Annotated in this window: 23 protein-coding genes and 1 pseudogene; all 24 read left to right on the top strand. The window is 46.8% G+C overall.

Annotated features, from left to right (window positions below; genetic code table 11):
* The 24 genes and pseudogenes from KE531_03475 to KE531_03360 all read left to right on the top strand — a co-directional run bounded on the left by KE531_03475 (nt 1) and on the right by KE531_03360 (nt 15,980).
* Nucleotides 1-864, top strand: a complete 864-nt coding sequence (locus KE531_03475; GenBank protein ID MBR9952687.1) for a ParB/RepB/Spo0J family partition protein — start codon at nt 1-3, stop codon at nt 862-864.
* A gap of 450 nt (nt 865-1,314) precedes the next feature.
* Complete coding sequence (locus KE531_03470) at nt 1,315-2,136, top strand: ParA family protein (protein ID MBR9952686.1); 822 nt, start codon at nt 1,315-1,317, stop codon at nt 2,134-2,136.
* A complete protein-coding gene (locus tag KE531_03465) occupies nt 2,093-3,028 on the top strand; it encodes a ParB/RepB/Spo0J family partition protein (GenBank protein ID MBR9952685.1) in 936 nt (311 codons plus the stop codon). The genes KE531_03470 and KE531_03465 overlap by 44 nt, the downstream gene beginning before the upstream one ends.
* A gap of 12 nt (nt 3,029-3,040) precedes the next feature.
* Nucleotides 3,041-3,313: a hypothetical protein gene (locus KE531_03460; protein ID MBR9952684.1), complete on the top strand. Its 273-nt coding sequence runs from the start codon at nt 3,041-3,043 to the stop codon at nt 3,311-3,313.
* Between the two features lie 50 nt (nt 3,314-3,363).
* Entirely contained in the window at nt 3,364-3,855 is a 492-nt protein-coding gene (locus KE531_03455) for a hypothetical protein (GenBank protein ID MBR9952683.1), read from the top strand.
* A 37-nt stretch (nt 3,856-3,892) separates the two neighbouring features.
* Nucleotides 3,893-4,756 (top strand): helix-turn-helix domain-containing protein, encoded by an 864-nt coding sequence (locus KE531_03450; protein ID MBR9952682.1) that lies wholly within the window; start codon nt 3,893-3,895, stop codon nt 4,754-4,756.
* A 48-nt stretch (nt 4,757-4,804) separates the two neighbouring features.
* Nucleotides 4,805-5,167 (top strand): hypothetical protein, encoded by a 363-nt coding sequence (locus KE531_03445; GenBank protein ID MBR9952681.1) that lies wholly within the window; start codon nt 4,805-4,807, stop codon nt 5,165-5,167.
* The gene (locus KE531_03440; protein ID MBR9952680.1) at nt 5,160-5,471 is read left to right on the top strand and encodes a hypothetical protein; all 312 of its coding nucleotides are present in this window, start codon (nt 5,160-5,162) and stop codon (nt 5,469-5,471) included. Before KE531_03445 ends, KE531_03440 begins: the two co-directional genes overlap by 8 nt.
* A gap of 101 nt (nt 5,472-5,572) precedes the next feature.
* Complete coding sequence (locus tag KE531_03435; protein ID MBR9952679.1) at nt 5,573-6,073, top strand: PcfB family protein; 501 nt, start codon at nt 5,573-5,575, stop codon at nt 6,071-6,073.
* Nucleotides 6,070-6,600: pseudogene (locus tag KE531_03430) on the top strand (type IV secretory system conjugative DNA transfer family protein). The gene KE531_03435 and the pseudogene KE531_03430 overlap by 4 nt, the downstream one beginning before the upstream one ends.
* Nucleotides 6,601-6,671: 71 nt before the next feature.
* Entirely contained in the window at nt 6,672-9,077 is a 2,406-nt protein-coding gene (locus tag KE531_03425) for a recombinase family protein (GenBank protein ID MBR9952678.1), read from the top strand.
* Nucleotides 9,074-9,451: a TnpV protein gene (locus tag KE531_03420; GenBank protein MBR9952677.1), complete on the top strand. Its 378-nt coding sequence runs from the start codon at nt 9,074-9,076 to the stop codon at nt 9,449-9,451. Before KE531_03425 ends, KE531_03420 begins: the two co-directional genes overlap by 4 nt.
* Nucleotides 9,452-9,465: 14 nt before the next feature.
* The gene (locus KE531_03415) at nt 9,466-9,741 is read left to right on the top strand and encodes a hypothetical protein (GenBank protein MBR9952676.1); all 276 of its coding nucleotides are present in this window, start codon (nt 9,466-9,468) and stop codon (nt 9,739-9,741) included.
* A 2-nt stretch (nt 9,742-9,743) separates the two neighbouring features.
* Entirely contained in the window at nt 9,744-10,031 is a 288-nt protein-coding gene (locus KE531_03410) for a hypothetical protein (protein ID MBR9952675.1), read from the top strand.
* 93 nt (nt 10,032-10,124) lie between these two features.
* Nucleotides 10,125-10,418, top strand: coding sequence for a ferredoxin (locus KE531_03405; protein ID MBR9952674.1), 294 nt, complete (start codon nt 10,125-10,127; stop codon nt 10,416-10,418).
* Entirely contained in the window at nt 10,396-10,686 is a 291-nt protein-coding gene (locus tag KE531_03400; protein MBR9952673.1) for a molecular chaperone, read from the top strand. The genes KE531_03405 and KE531_03400 overlap by 23 nt, the downstream gene beginning before the upstream one ends.
* 207 nt (nt 10,687-10,893) lie before the next feature.
* The gene (locus tag KE531_03395) at nt 10,894-11,916 is read left to right on the top strand and encodes a DNA cytosine methyltransferase (GenBank protein ID MBR9952672.1); all 1,023 of its coding nucleotides are present in this window, start codon (nt 10,894-10,896) and stop codon (nt 11,914-11,916) included.
* Nucleotides 11,840-12,577 (top strand): hypothetical protein, encoded by a 738-nt coding sequence (locus KE531_03390; protein MBR9952671.1) that lies wholly within the window; start codon nt 11,840-11,842, stop codon nt 12,575-12,577. Before KE531_03395 ends, KE531_03390 begins: the two co-directional genes overlap by 77 nt.
* A 14-nt stretch (nt 12,578-12,591) precedes the next feature.
* Nucleotides 12,592-12,897: a hypothetical protein gene (locus KE531_03385; protein MBR9952670.1), complete on the top strand. Its 306-nt coding sequence runs from the start codon at nt 12,592-12,594 to the stop codon at nt 12,895-12,897.
* 212 nt (nt 12,898-13,109) lie between these two features.
* The gene (locus KE531_03380) at nt 13,110-13,493 is read left to right on the top strand and encodes a hypothetical protein (GenBank protein ID MBR9952669.1); all 384 of its coding nucleotides are present in this window, start codon (nt 13,110-13,112) and stop codon (nt 13,491-13,493) included.
* 198 nt (nt 13,494-13,691) lie between these two features.
* The gene (locus KE531_03375) at nt 13,692-13,829 is read left to right on the top strand and encodes a hypothetical protein (GenBank protein MBR9952668.1); all 138 of its coding nucleotides are present in this window, start codon (nt 13,692-13,694) and stop codon (nt 13,827-13,829) included.
* Nucleotides 13,830-13,897: 68 nt separating this feature from the next.
* Nucleotides 13,898-14,140, top strand: coding sequence for a hypothetical protein (locus KE531_03370; GenBank protein MBR9952667.1), 243 nt, complete (start codon nt 13,898-13,900; stop codon nt 14,138-14,140).
* 86 nt (nt 14,141-14,226) lie between these two features.
* Entirely contained in the window at nt 14,227-14,544 is a 318-nt protein-coding gene (locus KE531_03365; GenBank protein MBR9952666.1) for a DUF3847 domain-containing protein, read from the top strand.
* Nucleotides 14,545-14,786: 242 nt separating this feature from the next.
* A complete protein-coding gene (locus tag KE531_03360; protein ID MBR9952665.1) occupies nt 14,787-15,980 on the top strand; it encodes a DUF2971 domain-containing protein in 1,194 nt (397 codons plus the stop codon).
* The last annotated feature ends 76 nt before the right edge of the window (nt 15,981-16,056 follow it).

Here is a 16,056-nt window from a genome sequence, read left to right as displayed (position 1 = left end):
ATGAGACGAGACGATCAAAGGCAAGCAGTAAAAAACATTCCCTTGGAACAGCTGAAGCCATTTAAGAATCATCCCTTTCAGGTACGAGACGATGAGGAATTTCGGCGTCTTGTTGAGAGCATTGAAATTCACGGTGTAATTCATCCAGCGGTGGCTCGCCAGATTGGTGAGGATTGTTATGAACTAATTTCTGGTCATCGACGCAAAGCGGCTTGTGAAGTATTGGGTTACTCTGAGATGCCTGTTTTAGTTCGGTCCATGACGGATGATGAGGCAGTTGTAAACATGGTAGATGCAAACCTTCAGCGTGAGACGATTCTCCCAAGTGAAAGAGCCTTTGCATACAAAATGAAGTTGGTAGCTATGAGCCATCAGGGGCGCAAAGGATTTACTTCCGCCCAACTTGGGCGGAAGTGTGTTGGAAAAGAATCCAGAGAGTTAATTGCTGAACAAGTCGGTCAAAGTCGCAACCAAATTTCTCGCTATATCCGTCTTACTGAATTGATACCAGAAATTCTTGAAATGGTTGATAATCGAAAAATGGCATTGAATCCAGCAGTATCTATTTCCTACTTGGACAAGAAGCAACAGAAGCTACTATATAAGGTAATGGTAGCGCTAAAAGCAACCCCATCTATTTCTCAGGCAAAAGCCATCCGAGAAAAGGCCAGTGAATCAGACTTTACAGAAGATTACTTGGTTTGTATCTTATCGGAAAAGAAACCAAACCAGAGAGAGCCGATGATTGTTGAAGAAGAAGAAATCAAGCAGTATTTCCCCTCGCATTACAATAGTGAACAGATGCACAACACGATTTTACTGTTGATTAGAAATTGGAGTAAAAAGCGTGGCTACACACAATAAAAGGTTGTTATACCTTGTCACAACAGGGAGCAGAAAAATTTTCTGCTCCTTTTTTTATTTTTTGCGCAACAAACGGCCTCTGCCGTGGCCTACAAGTGAGAGTTACATCTCATGGACCTTGAAAATTCAGAAGAACATCAGGTACAACCGTCCCTCGGAGAGCCACTCCGGTGATACGCCATGACGCCTACGGGTCGAGCGACTTCCCTATCGCCGGTAAAGAGCTTGATAACTTGAGGCCACGATCCAGGGACAGGGGGAAAACTTACACTTAGCCACAGTCCGAGCGTTAAAAGCGTCGCAGGCAATGGGAGTGTCCGGTACAGAACCGTGATAAATGAATCCTAAATCAAAAGGATGCCGAAATGTTCTTGATTTTAAGAAAACCCAAGGGGATAGTTTACCCTCTTTACATTCCATCTTCTGTTCAAGATACAGGAGGAAACTGAAATGAACACACAAATTATCGCCATCGCCAACCAGAAAGGCGGCGTTGGCAAGACAACCACCTGCGCAAATCTGGGTATCGGGCTGGCGCAGGCGGGGAAGAAAGTTCTGCTGATCGATGGAGACCCGCAGGGCAGCCTGACCATCAGCCTGGGCCATCCCCAGCCGGACAAGCTGTCCTTTACTCTGTCCGACGCGATGGGCCGTATCCTGATGGACGAGCCGATGCGCCCCGGCGAGGGCATCCTGCACCACCCGGAAGGCGTTGACCTGATGCCTGCCGACATCCAGCTCTCCGGCATGGAGGTCTCCCTGGTGAATGCCATGAGTCGTGAGACCATCTTGCGGCAATACCTGGACACGCTCAAGGGACAGTATTCCCATATCCTGATTGACTGTCAGCCCTCCCTGGGGATGCTTACGGTCAATGCGTTGGCGGCTGCCAACAGGGTCATAATCCCCGTCCAGGCGGAGTATCTGCCCGCCAAGGGCCTGGAACAGCTGCTCCAGACGGTCAATAAGGTGAAACGGCAGATCAACCCCAAGCTCCAGATCGACGGTATCCTGCTGACGATGGTGGACAACCGCACCAACTTTGCCAAGGAGATTGCGGCTCTGCTGCGAGAAACCTACGGTAGCAAAATCAAAGTGTTCGGAACCGAGATTCCCCATTCTGTCCGAGCAAAGGAAACCAGTGCCGAGGGCAAGAGTATTTTTGCCCATGACCCCAAGGGCAAAGTGGCCGAGGGTTACAAGAATCTGACCCAGGAGGTGATGAAACTTGAAAAGCAGCGCGAAAAAAGTAGAGCTGGCTTCGGTAGATGATCTGTTTTCCACCGAGGAAAGTCGAGCCGATGCCCAGCGGGAACGAGTAATGGAAATTCCTCTCTCTGAGCTGCATCCTTTCAAGAATCACCCTTTTAAGGTCAAGGATGACGAGGCTATGATGGAGACCGCCGACAGTGTGCGGCAGTACGGGGTGTTGGTCCCGGCGATTGCTCGCCCTGACCCGGATGGCGGCTATGAGCTGGTGGCCGGGCACAGACGACACCGAGCCAGTGAGCTGGCTGAGAAAGAGACCATGCCGGTCATTGTCCGTGATTTGGACGATGATGCTGCCACTATCATCATGGTGGACAGCAACTTACAGCGGGAAAGTCTCCTTCCCAGTGAGAGAGCCTTTGCATATCGCATGAAACTCGATGCCATGAATCACCAAGGAAAACGGGCCGATTTAACTTGTGGCCAAGTTGGCCACAAGTCTGCTGGCCAAAAAAGTCGGGATTTGCTGGCAGAGCAAACTGGAGAGAGCGCGCGGAATATCCAAAGATATATCCGTTTGACGGAGTTGATTCCCGAACTGCTGGATATGGTGGATGAACGGAAAATCGCTCTCAATCCGGCTTATGAGCTGTCCTTCCTCAAAAAAGAAGAACAGCGGGATTTGCTGGATGCGATGGACAGCGAACAGTCTACCCCCTCTCTTTCCCAGGCCCAGCGGCTCAAGAAATACAGCCAGGAGGGACATCTGACCCTCGATATGATGCGCGTCATCATGGGCGAGGAAAAGAAAAGTGATCTGGACCGGGTAACTTTCACTTCCGACACCCTGCGAAAGTATTTTCCGAGGAGCTACACACCCCAGCGGATGCAGGAAACCATTATCAAACTGCTGGAACAGTGGCAAAAAAAGCGCCAGCGAGACCAAGAACGATGAAAGGAGCCGCCTATGAGGGATATTTCAGCCCGTGAGCTGAAAGGGCACAACATTCTTGCCGTAGAGCGTTTTCAGGATAACACCCGCTGGATGATCGAGTTTTCCGTTCAGCGTCCCTGTTCTTACGGCAGCCCCGGTGATGAAATGCGGCTGTTTCTCACAGAGGACGGGTATCAGGCCGCTCTCCTGAGTCAGCAGCGCCGGGAAATCAAAATCAAGCGGTATGCCCGTGTGATCGAGGGCCATGTCCTCGACTTCAAGCCTAAAAGAAAGCATCACCCTTGATATGTTGTATGTTGGAAGAAATAGACCATTGCGAGATTGGGGGGATATATATGCACACAGTTGAAGATTTGGAAAACACACTGAAGGATATCTTTATAACTACTGAATCGACTTACAACCAGCAAGTCGAACTGGAAAACCTTTTGGAAGAAGTTGATCCGCAGTCTCTTATTCGTGCCATCTGGGAAAACTCCGAGACCATATACTCTTTTCGCACTGAAAAAAACAGAGAGCAGTGCATGGAGTATTGTGAATCAGAGCTTTTCAAGAAGTGGGTAACGCTTCTATATTCTGAAAATGGTTCCGGTAGCCCAATTGATGCTCAAACGATAAATCTTTGGCTATTACATGATGCAGGATTTCTTATCACCGCTGATTTTTATCTCGCCTTGGATGGCAATGAGTATGTTACAGAGTGTCGCCTCTATAAAGGGGGCAATTGGGAATGCAGTGAGGTCAGTTCGCAGTTAGATGCATTGATTGCCGATCTCGACAAAACGGTCAGAGGCGTTTCAGTGGATGATGTGTTTTATGACCTGTAACACGATTAAATACGAACGGCAAGGCAGGTGATATAGCATGGCTGTTTTTCGTGTGGAACGCACAGGTGATTACACCGTCATGAGTAACTTCCATCTGAAAGACAAACGGTTGTCGTTGAAGGCGAAAGGACTGCTCTCTCAGATGCTGTCTTTGCCGGACGATTGGGACTACACCTTATCTGGTCTTTGTTTTATCAACCGGGAAAGCAAAGACGCCATTCGTTCTGCAATCAACGAACTGGAACGTGCGGGGTATATCCGACGCAGGCAGACTATAGATGCCACCGGAAAATTTGGGGCCAATGAATACAGCATCTATGAGCGCCCCATTACAGATGTTCCGTCATCGGAAAATCCGACAACGGAAAAACCGATAACGAAGAAACCGTTGCCGGAAAATCCGACACAATTAAATACTAAGAAATCAAGTACCCAAAAACAAAATACTCATAGAGCAAGTACCGATTCCATTCCCTTCCGGGAGCCAGCGGCAGCACAGCTGCCGGAACGGAAAGGAAGGGATGCGATGTCTGTCTCAGAGATAGAAAATTATCGGGAATTGATTCTGGAGAACATCGAGTATGACTATCTGTGCAGAGAGTTTTCGACCTACCGTGAGGACCTGGACGAGATTGTGGAGCTGATGGTGGAGACCGTTTGTGCCAAACGTAAAACCACTCGGATCGCTGGCAGCGACTTTCCCCATGAAGTCGTGCGCTCCCGGTTCTTGAAGCTGGATAGCGAGCATATCCGATTTGTCATGGACGGTATGCAAAAAAACACCACGGAGGTCCGCAATATGAAACAGTATTTGCTTGCAGTGCTGTTCAACGCGCCCACCACGATCAGCAATCACTACACCGTACAAGTCAATCACGATATGAACGCAGGCGGCTGGTAAACAGCCGCTTTTCTGTTGCCCGGCAATACCGGGAGAAAGGATTTTGCCATGAAACGACCTCTTGCCTACATTACGGCTCCCTGGAGCAACAACCAGTATGAGAACGCCGAGAACGCTGCCACCTACTGCCGCCAGGTGTACGACGCCGGGTATTCGCCCATCTGCCCGGTTCTGTTCTTGTCCACCTTCCTCAAGGACGAGATTCCCCAGGAACACAAGGACGGGCTGGATATGGCGCGAGACTATCTGCGCCGGTCCCATGTGCTGGTGGTCTGCGGCCACGGCATCGACGAGACCGTGAAGAATGACATCGCCACCGCTGAGCGCCTGCGGATCACCGCTACCACCCTGGACGGTATCCTGACTGTGAAAGGCCAGGGACGCGGGAAAGGAGGTGCGCGCCATGCCTGAGCGTAAGACCGTGGGGCAGCTGATGGATGAAATGCGGCTCAAGGCCGGGGCGCAGAACTACCACGGCCATGAGTACATGGATTTGCAGCGGTTTGCCGAGGACACCCGGCACATGATTATCTTCGATGTACTGACCCACGAGTCCCCGGTGGGCTGGAAAGGCGAACGGACCCGCCTGTTTCTGACGGAGGCCGGATACCAGAAAAGCCTGGAGAGCCAGGAAAAGGGCCATATCAAGATTCTCAGTCATGCCAAGGTGCGCCAGGGGCATCTGTACTATGACCGTTCCGACCAGCTGCGCTGAAAGGAGATTCCAACCGTGAAATATCTACTGCGGCGGCTGGTGGTCCCGCCTTAGTATTAAGCGCCACCCCTGCAAAATCCGCGGAAAGGAGGCGATGACCTATGCAGGAAGAAGTAGAAAACAGAACTTTGACGCTGGTAGTCAGCGGTACAAAGTTCACTGGGCGTCTGTTTAAGGCTGCCATTTGCAAATATCTTGCCCACCGCAAGGAAAAGAAGCTGCGAAAGCAGAGAATCCGGGACGCGCCTGTGAAGCCCCAGGGCAAGCAGACGGTGAAACAGCTGATCGGCCAGAATCAGGGCGTTTCCAACATCGAGATCACCGACCCCTCCATCAAGGAGTTTGAGAAGATCGCCCGGAAATACGGCGTGGACTATGCGGTGAAGAAGGACCGCAGCAGCTCCCCGCCCAAGTACCTGATCTTTTTCAAGGGTCGGGACGCGGATGCCCTGACCTCGGCCTTTACTGAGTACACCAACAAGAAGGTCAAAAAAGTGGAGAAATCCGAGCGCCCGTCCGTGTTGGCAAAGCTGAGCCAGTTCAAAGAGCTGGTGAAAAATGCTGTGGTGGATCGCACCAAGCGAAAGGAGCTGGAACGATGAAAAAGCAATTTGACATCAAAAAGCTCCTTTTGCTGAATATGCCGTACATCCTGATGGGCTTGTTTGCCACAAACTTTGGAGAAGCGTGGCGGACAGCTGTGGGAGCGGACGCTTCGGCAAAAATGCTCTCGTTCTTTTCCACACTGCCGGTGGCACTGGCCAGCTGGTGGCCCAGCCTGCACCCGCTGGACCTGCTGGTGGGCCTGTGTTGTGGTGCTGGCCTGCGGTTGGCCGTCTATCTCAAGAGCAAGAACGCCAAAAAATACCGGCATGGCATGGAGTATGGTTCTGCCCGCTGGGGGACCCATGAGGACATTGCACCCTACATCGACCCGGTATTTCAGAACAATGTGATTCTGACGAAAACGGAAAGCCTGACCATGAACAGCCGCCCGAAAGACCCTAAGACCGCCAGAAACAAAAATGTTCTGGTGATCGGCGGCTCCGGTTCCGGTAAAACCCGGTTCTGGCTGAAACCGAACCTGATGCAGATGCACTCGTCCTATGTGGTCACAGACCCCAAGGGCTATACTTGGAGAGGATAGAGAAAGGGTGTGTCACACGAGATAAAAGTACATAACGAAGGGAGGTTAAAACCGTGGCAAAGAAAGAAGAAATCAAAATCACAGCGTTGTATGAGCGACTGTCCAGAGATGATGAACAGGTCGGAGAATCCAACAGTATCCAGAATCAGAAAATGTACCTTGAAGAATATGCCCGTCAGCACGGCATGAGAAATATCCGGCATTTTTCGGACGATGGGTACAGCGGTACGAACTTCAATCGTCCCGGCTTTAACGCCCTTCTGGAAGAAATTGAAGCAGGTCATGTGGCTGTCCTGATCGTAAAGGATTTAAGTCGTTTTGGCAGAAACTACCTGCAAGTCGGTTACTATACCGAGGTTGTTTTCCCGAAAAAGGGCATCCGGTTTATCGCCATCAACAACAGCGTGGACAGCGCAGCCCCCTCAGACAATGACCTTACCCCGTTTTTGAACATCATGAATGAGTGGTATGCGAAAGATACCAGCAACAAAATCAAGGCGGTATTCAAAGCCCGGATGAAGAACGGCATGAGGTGCAGCGGCTCTATCCCCTATGGCTACAAGCGCACCAAAGAGGACAAGCAGCAGCTGCTCGTGGATGAACCGGCTGCCGAGGTTGTCAGGAAAATCTTCCGTCTGGCTTGTCAGGGCATTGGAGTAACTACCATTGCCGAAATGCTGTCAGCGGAAAAGATACTAATACCGTCCGCTCATGCCGCCAAGTATTTTCCTGAAAATTGCAGACATAGCGAGGTTGCAGACCCTTACCGCTGGAGTGCAACCACCGTAGGGTACATTCTGGACAGGCAGGAATATCTGGGACATACGGTGCTGGGCAAATCTATCTGCGAGAATTTCAAAACGAAGCAGCGCAGAGCCGCCACAGCCGATGAACTGATGATTTTCCCCGATACCCATGAAGCCATCATTGAACAGGACACATGGGATATTGCCCATAAACTGCGGTTGCAGAAGCGTCCGAAAGCAGCCAACGGAACCTATACCCACCGTCTGTCCGGCTTGATTTACTGTGCAGACTGCGGCGCAAGGATGAATTTTTGCAGCCCGGACAGGGTGAAAAGCGGAAAACGGTTTGATTCAGATTCAGCTTTTCAGTGCGGAAATTATCGGAATACTGCCGGTCAATGTGTATCCCATTTTGTCAAAACATCGGTTCTGGAAGCGGTAATTTTACAGGCAATCCAAGTGGTCAGCAAATATGCCCTTGAAAATGAAGCCGAGTTTGTTTCCCATCTCAAAAGCATCTGGAATGAAAACCAGAGCAAGAACACAGACAGCGGACAGCGGGAACTGGAAGAAGCCAGAAAGCGCATGGCAGAGCTGGACACCATGATCCAAAACCTGTACGAAAGCTCCGTAAAAGGTGTGCTGCCGGAACGACAGGCGCAGCGCATGATTCAGCAGTATGATGAAGAACAAATCCTTCTGGAACGGCGGGTACAGGAGCTGGAAAGCCAGATTCAGCAGGAAACCGTAAAGAAGGCGGATACTGAGCGTTTTCTGGCACTGGTCAGGAAATACCGTGACTGTACAGAACTGACCGATGCCATGCTCTACTCTTTCATCGACCGGGTGGAAGTTCACGAAGCAACTGGTGGGCGCACCATCTACCGCCAGCAGAACATCGACATCCACTTTAATTTCATCGGCAGCTACTACCCGCCTGTTGAAACTGTGTCCGAAGAAGAACGGATTGCCGCCATAGATGCGGAGCAAAAACGGAAGAAGAAGGAAAAAGGCAGACGAGCCAATGAACGCAGGAAACAGAAAATAGAAGCTCTACGGCTGGCATCAGAAGCCGGTGATCCGGAAGCCATTGCCCAATATGAACAGCATTTGAGCAAACTGCGGGAGCGAAACCAGAAGTACCGCCAGAAGGTTCGGGAAGCCAGAGAAGCTGACCCGGAATATCTCCGGCAGCTGGATGAAAAAGAGCGTATCCGTCAGGAAAGGCTGCTGGAAACCGAGCGTAAGCGTATAGAACGAGCCACCCGGAAAAAGAAGCTGTCACGAGCAGAGCTGAAAGAAAAAGTCAAAACTGACCCGGAAGCTGCCGAGCAATGGGCGGCAATGAAAGCCAAAGAAGCCGAAGCCCGGCAGCGCAAAAAGGAGCGTGAAGAAGCCCGGATAGCGTCAGACCCGGAGTATGCGGCTATGATAGCAGGGCGTAAGGCTGAATATACCCGCACACGGACAGCCAAACGCAAGGCTGAACACGATGCACTGGTTGAGCTTGCCAGGACTGACCCGGAAGCTGCCCGGCAGTTGGCTGAAAAGCGGAAATACCAGAGCGAAGCAACCACAAAATCCCGTCAGAAAATGAAAGCGGCGGCAGAAGCCGGTGATCCCGATGGTATCAGGCGTTATGAAGCCTACCTTGCCATGCGCAGGGAGGATTATCATAAAAAGAACCAAAGTAAGGAGGAAATTTCAGCATGAAAGAGTTAAAACCGAGAATCCACGAAAACGGCATGGACTATGTGCTGGTGGGCGATTACTATGTGCCGGATTTGAAGCTGCCGGAGGAACACCGCCCCATTGGTCACTGGGGACGGCTGCACCAGTCCTATCTGAAACAGTTTCGCCCGATGGTTTACAGTGACCTGCTTTTGTCCGGCAAGCTCCACACTGTCCTTGCCGATCTGAACGAACAGGCAACGGACAGGCTAAATCTGATGATCCGTCAGATGGCAGAAGCCGAGGGTGTGACCGAAGCCATGAAAGCTGAAAATCAGATGTTGTGGGTGCAATCCATGAACTCTATCCGCAGCCGGGCTGAGGAAATCATCAAGGCAGAGTTAATCTACTGCTGAAGGGAGGTGGTGTCATGATTTTGGAAGAAATGTACAGCGGGAGGTTTTATCCATGTGAAACAGTTGTCCCTACATCGGAAGTATACCGCAAGGCGGTCAAAGCCTGTGAGAAACTGATGGAGCAGCTGTCCCAGCGGCTCAGTAAAGAGGACTATGAGCTGGTGAAGGAACTCCGGGCGCAGACAGCAATCGCCCAATGTGAAGAAAGCGAAAGCCACTTCAAATACGGCTTTTCCGCTGGGTTGATTGTTCAGCATGAAGCCTATGAACAGGTCAATGGGGAGAAATAGCCATGTTTCTGATAAAGCTGTTGGTATTGCCGCTGGTGGCAGTTGTGACCCTGATTCAATGGGTGGCAATCTTCCTGACTTCCTTTTCTGCTATCATTTTTGACCTGCTGGCAGGAATGATCTTCATGATTACGCTTGCAGGGCTGCTGTTCGGTGTGTGTACCGGCATGGAAGCATTGAAAATGCTGGCAGTCAGCTTTGCAATCTTCAGCATCCACCAGATAGCGGAATGGCTGATTGAAAGAATTGTAGACATAAACTACGGACTGCGTGATTTTATCAAGTCCTGACCCGACAATTTCATATCGTTCACAAAGCGACAGGTATTCCTATGGGAACTATCTGCCGCTTTTATTTTTATCAACTTCAAGGAGGACTATTTTATGAAAATGAGCATTGGTGAAAAGAAAATCCTGTTTGTCTTTGGCTGCCCCAACCGTGAAGCAACGGTGGATCGTCTGTATCAGGTGGCAGACCTGATTCCCGACCCTACCGGAAGGAAAGCTGTGGAAGCTCTGGCTGACAAGCTGGACGGCGAGGGCGTAGAAAAGTGGTATCGCTGCTTCTTCTACAATATGAAGTTGGAGATGGAAGCCTATTACCGGCACAAGGCTATTTTGAATCGCATCGTGGGCGGCAGTATGGAGGTTGACAATGACGAGATTGACGAAGGTTGAGAAAGAAACCATCATCCTGTTCAACGAGGGAGAAAGCACTGCCAGCATCTACACCTACAATGCCGGGCTGAAAAAGCGGCTGGCAGCGTTCAGCAAAAAGTATCCTGACCTGTGCCAGCTGGAAAAGCCGGAGCATCTGGGCGGCGTGTCCTATCTGATCGACAAGTCCCGGCTGTCCATCCGCTTGCAGCCGCCGTACAGCGAAGAACGCAGGCAGAAAGCCAGCCAGTACGCCCGGCAAAATGGTTTCAGCGGTAAGGCGAAGTAATGTAGCGATAAGGGGCGATTTGCGGTCAGAATGTCGGGTCTGCACCCGATGTTCTGACTGCTACATATTGCCAAAGTACAAATAAACCTATCAAGTTTAAATCACACAAGTCGCTTAATATGTAAACATTCTTATGTATCTTGAAAAAGCGCTATAAAAGCGCTATAATATTTAGGCTGTATTCTTACACAGAAAGGAGCTTGGTACATGGACTGGAATAGTTTCAGATTCATTGACCTATTCGCTGGAATTGGCGGAATAAGATTGGGATTTGAATCTGTTGGCGGTCACTGTGTGTTTTCATCAGAATTTGACGAGGATGCTTGTAAAACATACGAAGCAAATTTTGGGGAACATCCATCTGGTGATATAACAAAAATAGATGCAAAAGACATTCCCGATTTTGAAATTCTTTTGGGTGGATTTCCTTGTCAGGCGTTCTCAATAATTGGAAAAAAAGAGGGATTTGCAAATGAAACTTGTGGAACACTTTTCTTTGATATAGAAAGAATATTGAAAGAAAAACAACCTCCGGCTTTCATGCTTGAAAATGTAAGAAATTTGACGGCACATGATAATGGAAATACATTCAGAATAATCAAGGAACATCTTGAAAAATTAGGATATCATGTTTATGCGAAAGTTCTGAACGCCTTAGATTATGGTGTGCCGCAGAAAAGAGAACGAATTATTATTGTTGGCTTCATTGATGATGTTGAATTTTCTTTTCCAGAGCCAATTTCAGAATCAGAGAAAACCACTCTTGCAGATATTTTGGAAGATAATGTGGATAAAAAATATTATGTGCGAGATGCCATTCGTGAATCTCGTATTGAACGATTGAAAGATAAAAACTATCCAAAGCCGTATATATCTCATGAAAATATGGCAGGATCTATCACTCCACATCCTTATTCATCAGCACTGAGAGCTGGTGCATCTGCAAATTATATCTTAATAAATGATGAGCGCAGACCAACTGAGCGTGAGTTACTAAGAATACAAGGATTTCCAGATGATTTCAAAATTGTTGTTCCGTATGGAAAAATTAAAAAGCAGACCGGAAACTCTGTAGCTGTACCTGTAATAAAAGCTGTTGCACGAGAAATGATTGCGGCATTAAAGAATTTTCACGAAAACGGAGGAGTAAAAGATGGAAAATCGACCAAGATTGAGGGATTCCAAACATCTCACAACACAGACTCTATACCCGCTAAATGTGTTTCCTGAAGAATTAGTAAATAAGATTGGTGGTTATCTCATTTACTTGATTTACATAGGAAGAAAAGATGTTTCTGGAAACGATTGGGGAGATGCTTTTGCAGATGCAATAAATGGCACACATCTGGATTCACCTGTTGGTATTGCAGATGTTGTTCTGGATAAGAATTGCTGGTCTGTAAAAACTGTAAAAGTTAAGGATCCTTTCGCAAGCACAAGCGTTAGACTAATAAGTGGAAGGTGCTCGCCTGATTATTCCTATGGGATAACCGATCCTCACAAGGATATACAAAAAACAGGTGAAGCTGTTCTTAATATCTGGAATGAGCGAATCAATATTGCTACTGACCATTATAGCCGTGTAAGAACAGCTGTTTTGGTCAGAAGCTATGATTTGCTTTCCTACAGATTATTTGAAGAAGAAACTACAAGGTATAGAACAACTGATTACCATTGGAAAGTTAATAGCAATGGTAATTTGATAGGATTAGATCACAACGGGAAAATATGTTTTACATGGCAACCACATGGATCACAGTTCACAATCCATACAGAAGTTCCGAAAGAAGCTGTGAAATTTCAAGTGAAGCAACCGCCAACATTGAGAAAAAATGATGTTCTTAAGGGAATCAATTTTGATGAAAGTTGGGTTACCATCTTTAAAGATTGATGGAGGTTGTCAATATGCGCAAAGAGGAATTCAAAGAGTGGCTGTCAACAAGAATTAAGAAAAAACCAACAAGTGATTGTATGAGCAGATGCAAAGCAGTTGAAATTGCTTTACACACTGATTTGGATGCGGAATATGCTCTTGATAAAGGGAAAAGATTATTACAAAAAATGCAATACTCTATCTCTGATGAAAGAAAGCAAAAAGCGGCACCTACAGAATTTCACTTTAAAGATAATGCAAATATTAGATACCGTATGGCAAATTTGAGATCCGCAGTGAATAAATACTTTGAGTTTTGTAAAGAGAATATTGCATAAGCTGAAAGGCGACCAACTCCAACGAGTGGTCGCCTTTCAAAGCAACAAGCTTTTTTATAATAATATGAACAAACTACGACGCAGTAGAGATGAACAGAAAATGAATCTTCGAGAAAGTTTCGACAAACAAAGGGATTTGCTGCGACAGAAGTATTGAAAAATACGCAAGGCAGTGGTATAATGGAAAACGGAACAGAAAGGAGGCGAGCAAAGTGATTGATTTGACGAATTTTAAGGCGTTTGATTTCAACGAAGGATTGCCTTATGTGTCTATCACAAACAATGGACTTACATTTAACAAGTCGGTTATTATGAAGATGAGCTATCCGGCATATGTCAGATTGCTGATAAACGAGAGCGACAAACAAATGGCGATTCAAGTCTGTGATGAAAAAGACGAAAGATCAGTGCAATTCTTTAGAGAAAAAGCCAACGGAGTATTGTCTGTCAGATTAAACTCCAAAGACTTAATCAGTACGATTGAAAGGATTTGTGAGTGGGATCTAAAGAAGGCATCGTATCGTGTTAACGGCATCCTCGTTCCAGAAGCATCATTGATGCTGTTTAATTTTTCCGATGCTGTTACAATGGCTTAAGCTCGCCGAACCCCTGTTTCCAAAAAAAAGAGCTTATATGAGGGCTCAATCTCATATAAGCTCTTCGAGAAGAAGCAGAGACAAATGGTCACCTACTAAATCTCTTGTCTATTTATTAAGTTTAGCATTTGTCTCTGCTCTTTTCCATACTTTCGCAGATTCGTCTGTGAAAAATCTTTTGGAAAGGAGTTTTGCTGTATGACAAAAAGCAATGAAGTAGAGCTTGTGTTTACGCCTTACATCACACTGAAAAATGGGCATCGCATCTATGCTCGTCAGTATGGTAAGAAGGTGTTTTGCTTCCCTAAAAAGCGAACTGAAAGCACAAAAAAATAATCTGTAAGTCCAATAATTCAGAGGATGTCAGGTGACCACATCCTCTCTTTCGAAAGAGAGGTATCGTCATGAATAAGAAAACCAGCAGTCCTAAAATGTCTTCTAATGCATCAGCGATATTGAGTTCAAATGGAAGCTCTAAAATTCAAAAGTCCCTTGCTGCAAGTGTCCTGTCCCAGAGCAATCCGGGTAAAGTTACTGGAAAGGATATGGAAACAAAAGCTTCCAAGGTTCTCAACAGCGACAAATACTCCGATACTACAAAGAGTTTGGCAGCAAGTGTTTTGTCTCAATCCGATAAAAAAAGATAATTGAATAGTGTATAAGCCAAAGGCGATCAACCGTAAAAAGTTGGTCGCTTTTGTTTTGCCCATTATTCAGAAAGGAGCCTGACCCCATGAATGAAAAACTGGAAAAACTGAGCCGCCAGAAAGCCGCAGCCGAGAAAAAGCTGATCGCTGCCCAGCACAGGGAGAAGCAGCTGGAGCATGAACTGAAACGCCTGACACGGAGCGAGAGAACCCACCGGCTCTGCACTCGTGCCGGTATGCTGGAAACTTTTCTGCGAGAGCCTACCCTGCTGACCGATGATGATGTGATGGAGCTGCTGACCTTCCTCTTTCACGGCGAAGCCGCCCAAAAGAAACTGGACACGCTGATTGAGGAGCGGAGAAAAACGCTGACAACGGACGGCAGCGAGAACCCCTTGTTTTAACAAGGGCGCAATTATACACCGCCTAAAGGTGGTGCATTGCGTTCTGCCGAAAGCCCCTTGCAGGGAGCTGATGATTTCCACTCCGAGCAAGCTCTTCGTGCCCATCATCCAGAGGACGCTACGCTTCCCCTGCGCTGGCTAAAGCCAGCTACCCATTTTATTCACAAATTATTCCCAGCAATTACAGACGAGTGTGGTATAATGATATTAAATTATTAACGAACCGATTATAAGGAGATACAATGGATATAAATGCTTTAATTCAAACATTACAAAGTGCCCTTCCACAAATAGCAGAATCGTGCTGTATTGTGAATGGAGCACTTATGAATCTTACCGAAGTGCAGAACATGGGCTACGATGAATTTAGTATGCGTGCTAAAATGAATATGCCCTTAAAGTTATACAAGTACTTTCCCAACCGGCTAACTGAGTTAGTTGATAAAAAAACAGGGAAACCTATCGTAGATGAAACTACTGGAGATAAAAAAACCGTAAATTATAGCATACAAGCACTAAGAGATAATACGGTTTTCATGCAATCCCCAAGTTTGTTTGACGATGTGTACGATTCCGATATTAGTTTGAATTATTCAGAATATGAAAGGGCTCGGTTGCTTGAATACTGCATTCGTTGTGAAATAGATGTAAAAGAAGCAATGGAAACACCGGAGCTTGCAAATGCGCTGATGCAGACCATAGCAGACATGATTAACTCTACTGGTAATATTGATTCCTTGTTCAAAAGCGCCCCTGCTACAAAAAATGAGGATTTATCCAACCAGTGTTTTCTCCTCGAGTTAAAAAACCAATTATACAAAGGCAAAGATTTAGGCGAATCTTTAAGAAATGCCATTGTTTCGGATTTCAATAGATATTTACAGTATCTACAGGATTCATTTAGAGCGACTTGTTTTGCAACGACTCCATACTCTCAGTTAATGTGGGGTGGTTCTTATGCGGATTGCCACAGAGGGTTTTGTGTTGAATATACAGTGCTTCCTAATGATCCGCAATACCAGAAGTTATTCTTAAATTTATTCCCGATGATTTACTGCAAAGTGCGACCGAACATGACTGAAAAACTTGTGAAATTCCAAGATAAAGAACCAACGATGGAGTTATTATGGGATATTTATTTTCATGGGGCATTGAGAAAAAGCATTGATTGGGCGTTTCAGAATGAATGGAGATTATTGCTCCCTATGGAGCGAAATCGGGAAGAAAAAGACTACTGTGTTTCATTTTTTCCAATTACCAAAGTGTTTTTAGGTAACAGGATGTCACACGCTGCACGAAAAGAAGTAATCGACATATGTCATGCAAGAAATATCCCTTACATTGGAGTTACGAGAAATCCTAATGTTTTTGAAATGCAGGAATGTGCTATTAAGTGTGAAGAGTGTCCTCACTACACAAATAATATACCAAAGTAATTGAATATATTGCATCTAAGCAGGAAACCTACATGGTCTCCTGCTTTTCTTTTTTCCAAGAACTTCAAAAGGAGAT

Source organism: Eubacteriaceae bacterium Marseille-Q4139, assembly GCA_018223415.1.
Classification (GTDB): domain Bacteria; phylum Bacillota; class Clostridia; order Lachnospirales; family Lachnospiraceae; genus CABSIM01.
This window is presented reverse-complemented; position numbering and strand designations above follow the sequence as displayed.

Excerpts from the sequence above, each read along its gene's own strand:
- KE531_03475 (MBR9952687.1), top strand. The coding sequence starts at position 1 with ATGAGACGAGACGATCAAAGGCAAGCAGTAAAAAACATTCCCTTGGAA.
- KE531_03470 (MBR9952686.1), top strand. The coding sequence starts at position 1,315 with ATGAACACACAAATTATCGCCATCGCCAACCAGAAAGGCGGCGTTGGC.
- KE531_03460 (MBR9952684.1), top strand. The coding sequence starts at position 3,041 with ATGAGGGATATTTCAGCCCGTGAGCTGAAAGGGCACAACATTCTTGCC.
- KE531_03455 (MBR9952683.1), top strand. The coding sequence starts at position 3,364 with ATGCACACAGTTGAAGATTTGGAAAACACACTGAAGGATATCTTTATA.
- KE531_03450 (MBR9952682.1), top strand. The coding sequence starts at position 3,893 with ATGGCTGTTTTTCGTGTGGAACGCACAGGTGATTACACCGTCATGAGT.
- KE531_03445 (MBR9952681.1), top strand. The coding sequence starts at position 4,805 with ATGAAACGACCTCTTGCCTACATTACGGCTCCCTGGAGCAACAACCAG.
- KE531_03440 (MBR9952680.1), top strand. The coding sequence starts at position 5,160 with ATGCCTGAGCGTAAGACCGTGGGGCAGCTGATGGATGAAATGCGGCTC.
- KE531_03435 (MBR9952679.1), top strand. The coding sequence starts at position 5,573 with ATGCAGGAAGAAGTAGAAAACAGAACTTTGACGCTGGTAGTCAGCGGT.
- KE531_03420 (MBR9952677.1), top strand. The coding sequence starts at position 9,074 with ATGAAAGAGTTAAAACCGAGAATCCACGAAAACGGCATGGACTATGTG.
- KE531_03415 (MBR9952676.1), top strand. The coding sequence starts at position 9,466 with ATGATTTTGGAAGAAATGTACAGCGGGAGGTTTTATCCATGTGAAACA.
- KE531_03410 (MBR9952675.1), top strand. The coding sequence starts at position 9,744 with ATGTTTCTGATAAAGCTGTTGGTATTGCCGCTGGTGGCAGTTGTGACC.
- KE531_03405 (MBR9952674.1), top strand. The coding sequence starts at position 10,125 with ATGAAAATGAGCATTGGTGAAAAGAAAATCCTGTTTGTCTTTGGCTGC.
- KE531_03400 (MBR9952673.1), top strand. The coding sequence starts at position 10,396 with ATGACGAGATTGACGAAGGTTGAGAAAGAAACCATCATCCTGTTCAAC.
- KE531_03395 (MBR9952672.1), top strand. The coding sequence starts at position 10,894 with ATGGACTGGAATAGTTTCAGATTCATTGACCTATTCGCTGGAATTGGC.
- KE531_03390 (MBR9952671.1), top strand. The coding sequence starts at position 11,840 with ATGGAAAATCGACCAAGATTGAGGGATTCCAAACATCTCACAACACAG.
- KE531_03385 (MBR9952670.1), top strand. The coding sequence starts at position 12,592 with ATGCGCAAAGAGGAATTCAAAGAGTGGCTGTCAACAAGAATTAAGAAA.
- KE531_03375 (MBR9952668.1), top strand. The coding sequence starts at position 13,692 with ATGACAAAAAGCAATGAAGTAGAGCTTGTGTTTACGCCTTACATCACA.
- KE531_03370 (MBR9952667.1), top strand. The coding sequence starts at position 13,898 with ATGAATAAGAAAACCAGCAGTCCTAAAATGTCTTCTAATGCATCAGCG.
- KE531_03365 (MBR9952666.1), top strand. The coding sequence starts at position 14,227 with ATGAATGAAAAACTGGAAAAACTGAGCCGCCAGAAAGCCGCAGCCGAG.
- KE531_03360 (MBR9952665.1), top strand. The coding sequence starts at position 14,787 with ATGGATATAAATGCTTTAATTCAAACATTACAAAGTGCCCTTCCACAA.